The organism is Streptomyces flavofungini (genome assembly GCF_041028215.1).
Lineage (GTDB): Bacteria > Actinomycetota > Actinomycetes > Streptomycetales > Streptomycetaceae > Streptomyces > Streptomyces flavofungini_B.
This window is the reverse complement of record NZ_JASKYR010000593.1, coordinates 1-4,777: the sequence shown is the minus strand read 5'-3', so window position 1 is coordinate 4,777 and position 4,777 is coordinate 1. Positions and strand designations below refer to the sequence as shown.

3 protein-coding genes and 1 pseudogene are annotated in these 4,777 nt (G+C 71.3%); 1 reads left to right on the top strand and 3 read right to left on the bottom strand.

Annotated elements, in window-relative coordinates:
* Positions 1 to 315 precede the first annotated feature (315 nt).
* The gene (gene ctaD / locus AB8Z36_RS30450) at positions 316 to 2,046 is read left to right on the top strand and encodes an aa3-type cytochrome oxidase subunit I (protein ID WP_369216613.1); all 1,731 of its coding nucleotides are present in this window, start codon (positions 316 to 318) and stop codon (positions 2,044 to 2,046) included.
* Here ctaD and AB8Z36_RS30445 read toward each other — a convergent pair.
* The 3 genes and pseudogenes from AB8Z36_RS30445 to AB8Z36_RS30435 all read right to left on the bottom strand — a co-directional run.
* Positions 1,955 to 2,965, bottom strand: coding sequence for a helix-turn-helix transcriptional regulator (locus tag AB8Z36_RS30445; RefSeq protein ID WP_369216612.1), 1,011 nt, complete (start codon positions 2,963 to 2,965; stop codon positions 1,955 to 1,957). The genes ctaD and AB8Z36_RS30445 overlap by 92 nt on opposite strands.
* 70 nt (positions 2,966 to 3,035) lie before the next feature.
* Positions 3,036 to 3,884, bottom strand: coding sequence for a hypothetical protein (locus tag AB8Z36_RS30440; RefSeq protein ID WP_369216611.1), 849 nt, complete (start codon positions 3,882 to 3,884; stop codon positions 3,036 to 3,038).
* Positions 3,881 to 4,777, bottom strand: a pseudogene (locus AB8Z36_RS30435) (glycosyltransferase); the annotation flags it as partial. The pseudogene AB8Z36_RS30435 and the gene AB8Z36_RS30440, both read right to left, overlap by 4 nt.

Here is a 4,777-nt window from a genome sequence, read left to right as displayed (position 1 = left end):
CGTATGGGCGGTTCCGCACTTGTCACGACGTAATTCGGCAACGTTCGCGCGACGGCGTGAAGGCGGTTCGGGCAGTGCCGAAAAGCGGCCCTCAAAATAGTGGTTCGCGCCCTTTACGCCCCCTCCGCAATTTCTCGCCCCGTGCCCTGGACGGCTGCTGACGGGCCATGGGGGAATTCGCCATTCCGGCCGGGAAGGCCCCCGCCCCCGCCGTCCGGAAGCGGCCCGTACGCCCCCTGTCGGAGTCGGCCCCGACGCGAGCATCATGGCGTGAGCTTCGGGCAGGCCCAGGACGCGATGGCGAAGGGGCAAGCGATGGGGACCGAGACGGTGCGGGCGGACCAGCCGCCGGTACGGCAGGCGCGGCCCGGCCGGGTCGTCGTGGACTGGCTGACCACCACCGACCACAAGAAGATCGGTCACCTCTACCTGATCACGTCGTTCGTCTTCTTCCTGGCCGCCGGGCTCATGGCGCTGATGATGCGGGCCGAACTGGCGAGGCCCGGCCTCCAGCTGATGACCAACGAGCAGTTCAACCAGGCGTTCACCATGCACGGCACGATCATGCTGCTGCTCTTCGCGACGCCGACGTTCGCGGGGTTCGCCAACGAGATCATGCCGCTCCAGATCGGCTCGCCCGACGTCGCCTTCCCGCGGCTGAACATGCTGTCGTACTGGCTGTTCCTCTTCGGCGGCCTCATGGTGCTCGGCTCGCTCCTCGTGCCGAGCGGGCCCGCCGCCTTCGGCTGGTTCGCGTACGCGCCGCTCAACAGCATGGACCGGTCGCCGGGGGTCGGCGCCGATCTGTGGATCATGGGGCTCGCGCTCTCCGGCTTCGGCACGATCCTCGGCTCGGTGAACTTCCTGACGACCATCATCGGCATGCGCGCGCCCGGTATGACCATGTTCCGGATGCCCATCTTCACCTGGAACGTCCTCTTCACCTCGATCCTGGTGCTGATCGCGTTCCCGGTGCTCGCCGCGGCGCTGCTGGTCCTGGAGGCGGACCGGCGGTTCGGTTCGGTGGTCTTCGAGGCGGAGTTCGGCGGGGCGCTGCTCTGGCAGCACCTCTTCTGGTTCTTCGGGCATCCCGAGGTCTACATCATCGCCCTGCCGTTCTTCGGCATCATCACGGAGATCATCCCGGTCTTCAGCCGGAAACCGATCTTCGGCTATCTGCCGCTGGTCGGCGCGACGATGGCCATCACCGGCCTGTCCGTGGTCGTGTGGGCGCACCACATGTTCGCGACCGGCGCGGTGCTGCTGCCGTTCTTCTCGTTCGTGTCGTTCCTCATCGCGGTCCCCACGGGCGTGAAGTTCTTCAACTGGACCGGCACGATGCTCAGGGGCTCGCTGTCCTTCGAGACGCCCATGCTCTGGGCGGTCGGCTTCCTGGTCAGCTTTCTGTTCGGCGGCCTGACCGGCGTCATCCTGGCCTCGCCGCCGCTGGACTTCCACGTCACCGACAGCTACTTCGTCGTCGCCCACTTCCACTACGTCGTCTTCGGCACCGTCGTCTTCGCGACCTTCGGCGGCTTCTACTTCTGGTGGCCGAAGCTGACGGGCAAGATGCTCGACGAACGGCTCGGCAAGATCCAGTTCTGGACGCTGTTCGTCGGCTTCCACACGACGTTCCTGGTCCAGCACTGGCTGGGCGCCGAGGGCATGCCGCGCCGGTACGCCGACTACCTGGCGGCGGACGGCTTCACGGTGCTCAACAGCATCTCCACCATCGGGGCGTTCCTGCTCGGCATGTCGACGCTGCCGTTCCTCTACAACGTATGGAAGACGACCAAGTACGGCGCGAAGGTCGAGGTCGACGACCCCTGGGGCTTCGGGCGCTCGCTGGAGTGGGCGACCTCCTGTCCGCCGCCGCGGCACAACTTCGTCACGCTGCCCCGGGTCCGCTCCGAGTCCCCGGCCTTCGACCTGCACCACCCGAAGTACGCGGCGTTCACGGGGTACGGTCCCGGCCGGGTGCCGGAGGATCCGCAGACCGAGCACCCCGGTCCAGGGCCCGGCTCAGGTGGTCCCGCGCCGTCCTGATCCGGTCGAGCAGCTCGACGGGCTCCACCACCTCGAACTCGATGCCGAGGAACATGACGTGAAAGACCATCACGTCCAGGCTCGACGCGCCCGTGCGCAGCAGGCAGCTCCCCTCGGTCTCCGCCTCCAGTGTGCCGTCGGCGGGACCGAGCCGCTGGGCCGCCTCCGCCAGCGGCACGAGGAGGCGGACGACGGCCTGCGTGGCGTACGCGTTCCGTGAGACGCCCTCGGCGACGTAGGCGGCCAGGTCCTCGGCGGGCGCGGGGCGCGGCGTGAAGCGCGGCCCGTGCGGCGGGCGCGGTTCGACGCGGTCCACCCGGAAGGTCCGCCAGTCCTCGCGGTCGAGGTCCCAGGCCACGAGGTACCAGCGGCGCTCGGTGCAGACCAGGCGGTGCGGCTCGACGGTCCTGCGGGTGGCGCTCCCGGAGTGGTCGCGGTAGGCGAACCGCAGCCGCTCGGCGTCGCGGCAGACACCGGCGAGTTCGGTGAGCACGGCGGGGTCGACGCCCTCCGGCCGCGGGGTGCGCAGCATCGGCACGGTGAAGGCGTTCAGCGCGCCCACCCGGCGGCGCAGCCTGCCCGGCAGCACCTGCTCCAGTTTGCCGAGGGCGCGCACCGACGTCTCGCCGATGCCCTCGATGCCCTGCCCCGCGGCGGTGCGCAGGCCGACGGCGACGGCGACCGCCTCGTCGTCGTCCAGGAGCAGCGGCGGCAGCTCGGCCCCCGCGCCGAGCTGGTAGCCGCCGCCGGTGCCGGGGCTCGCGTTGACGGGGTAGCCGAGTTCGCGCAGCCGGTCCACGTCGCGGCGGACGGTGCGCGGGGTCACGCCGAGCCGTTCGGCGAGGGCCGCGCCGGACCACTCGCGGTGGGCCTGGAGCAGCGAGAGCAGGCGGAGCAGGCGGGCCGATGTCTCCAACATGGACGCGATTGTGCCCCGGATTCAGGACAGCGACGGTCCGCGATGCCCGGCCTGATCCGGGCCAAGGGCCCTAGGCCTCGCGGACGCGTACGGCCAGGTCGTTGTCGTTCGTGTAGTACGGGCCCGTCTCCAGCGTGCCGTGCGGGGTCTCGCGGCGCAGCGCCGGGTAGGTGAAGATCGCCTTCTTGTCCGCGACGTCGTCCAGGAGCCGCGCGAGGCGCACCCTCGGGCCGCTCGCCCCCTCCGGGCGCAGCCACAGGTCCCAGGGCCCCGCGCCGCTCTCGGCGAGTTCGCCGTGCGGCAGCGCGAAGCTGAACCGGGGCCCGTCGACCGTGACCTCGGCCCGGCGGACGAGGCCGGGGTCGGCCCGCCGCACGGCCTCGGCACAGGCGTCCTTGGCCAGCGGGACGCCGTAGACGCGGCCGTGCACGGTCATGACGGCGTCCGCTATCTCGATCTCCCCGGCTTCGGCGTGCGGCGCCCGCAGCCAGCTCCGCACCGAGAGGTTGCCCTGCTTCGTCGCGTACGGGATGCGTACCGCGACATAGCCCCGGCTGCCGCTCGGCGCCCGGTCGACGAGGGAGCGCAGGTCGTTGAGGCCCGGCATCAGGCGGCGCGGGGCACCGCCCGCCACCTGCACGAAGGCGTTCCAGCGGCCCTCGGCGAGCTCGACACTGCTGGGCAGCGCGGCCCGCAGCCGGCCGTCGGCGGCAGGAGTGAGGGGCAGCCGGACCTCGTCGTCGGAGTCACGGCGGCGCAGCAGCAGATAGGCCACGTCGTCCGGCTCGTACTCGCCCGGTTCCGTCACGTCGAAGGTGAGTCCCCCGGCGGAGTCGGCGACGCAGTCGGCGCGCGGCGCGTCGGCGGCCTCCTCGTCCCCGGTGTGCGACGCCGCCTTCGAGGTGGCCAAGGCCGTCATGCGGTGGATCCCTTCGTCTGGACACGGCCGAGATCCCGCACCGCGTACGCGCCCCCGAGCAGCGCGCCGCGTGTGCGGTGCAGGGAGCCGCGCATCCGGCCTCCCAGCGAGTTCCCCCGGGTGAGCATCCCGGAGAACATCGTGTCGTAGCGTTCGGCGATGCGGGCGGGGTCGAAGCGCTCGGAGTCCTGGAGCGCGGCGCCCGCCATGCGCTGCCTGAGCGAGTCGTTGTTGATCAGTTCGAGGAGCCCGCCGGCGATGGCGTCGGGGTTGCCGACCTCGACGAGGCGCCCGTCGACACCGTTGTCGATGATCTCGCCGGGGCCGTGCGGGCAGTCGGTGGCGACCACGGGCAGGCCGCAGCGCATCGCCTCGACGATGGTCATGCCGAACGATTCGAGGCTGGAGGTGACGGCGGCGATGGAGCCCTTGGCCCACTCCGGCTCGATGGGGTGGGCGGGGCCCATGAGGAAGACGTGGTTGTAGAGGCCGAGCTCGTCTATCAGCGCGCGCAGCTTCTCCTTCTGCTTGCCGCCGCCGTATATCCGCAGCCGCCAGTCCGGGCGCTCGCGCCGCACCTTGTCGAAGGCCCTGATCAGCAGGTCGTACCGCTTGACAGGGGCGAGCCGCCCGGCCGCCACGACCCACTTGTGGGAGCCGTCGGCGGGCTCGATGCCGGGGGCGGGCACGGGGTTGGGCACCGCCTGGACGTGGACGCCCGGCAGCCGCATCTTGCGGGTGTAGGCGGAGCTCCTTGGAGTGGCTGTCGAGCGTGAGGTGCTCCTGGCCGACGCGCAGGGGGCCGCGCGCGGTCTGGCGGGCGATGTGCACGTTGAGGCCGGGGCGGGTGCCGACGACGACGTCCGAGTCGAGGCGCGCCAGGTGCGCGGCCC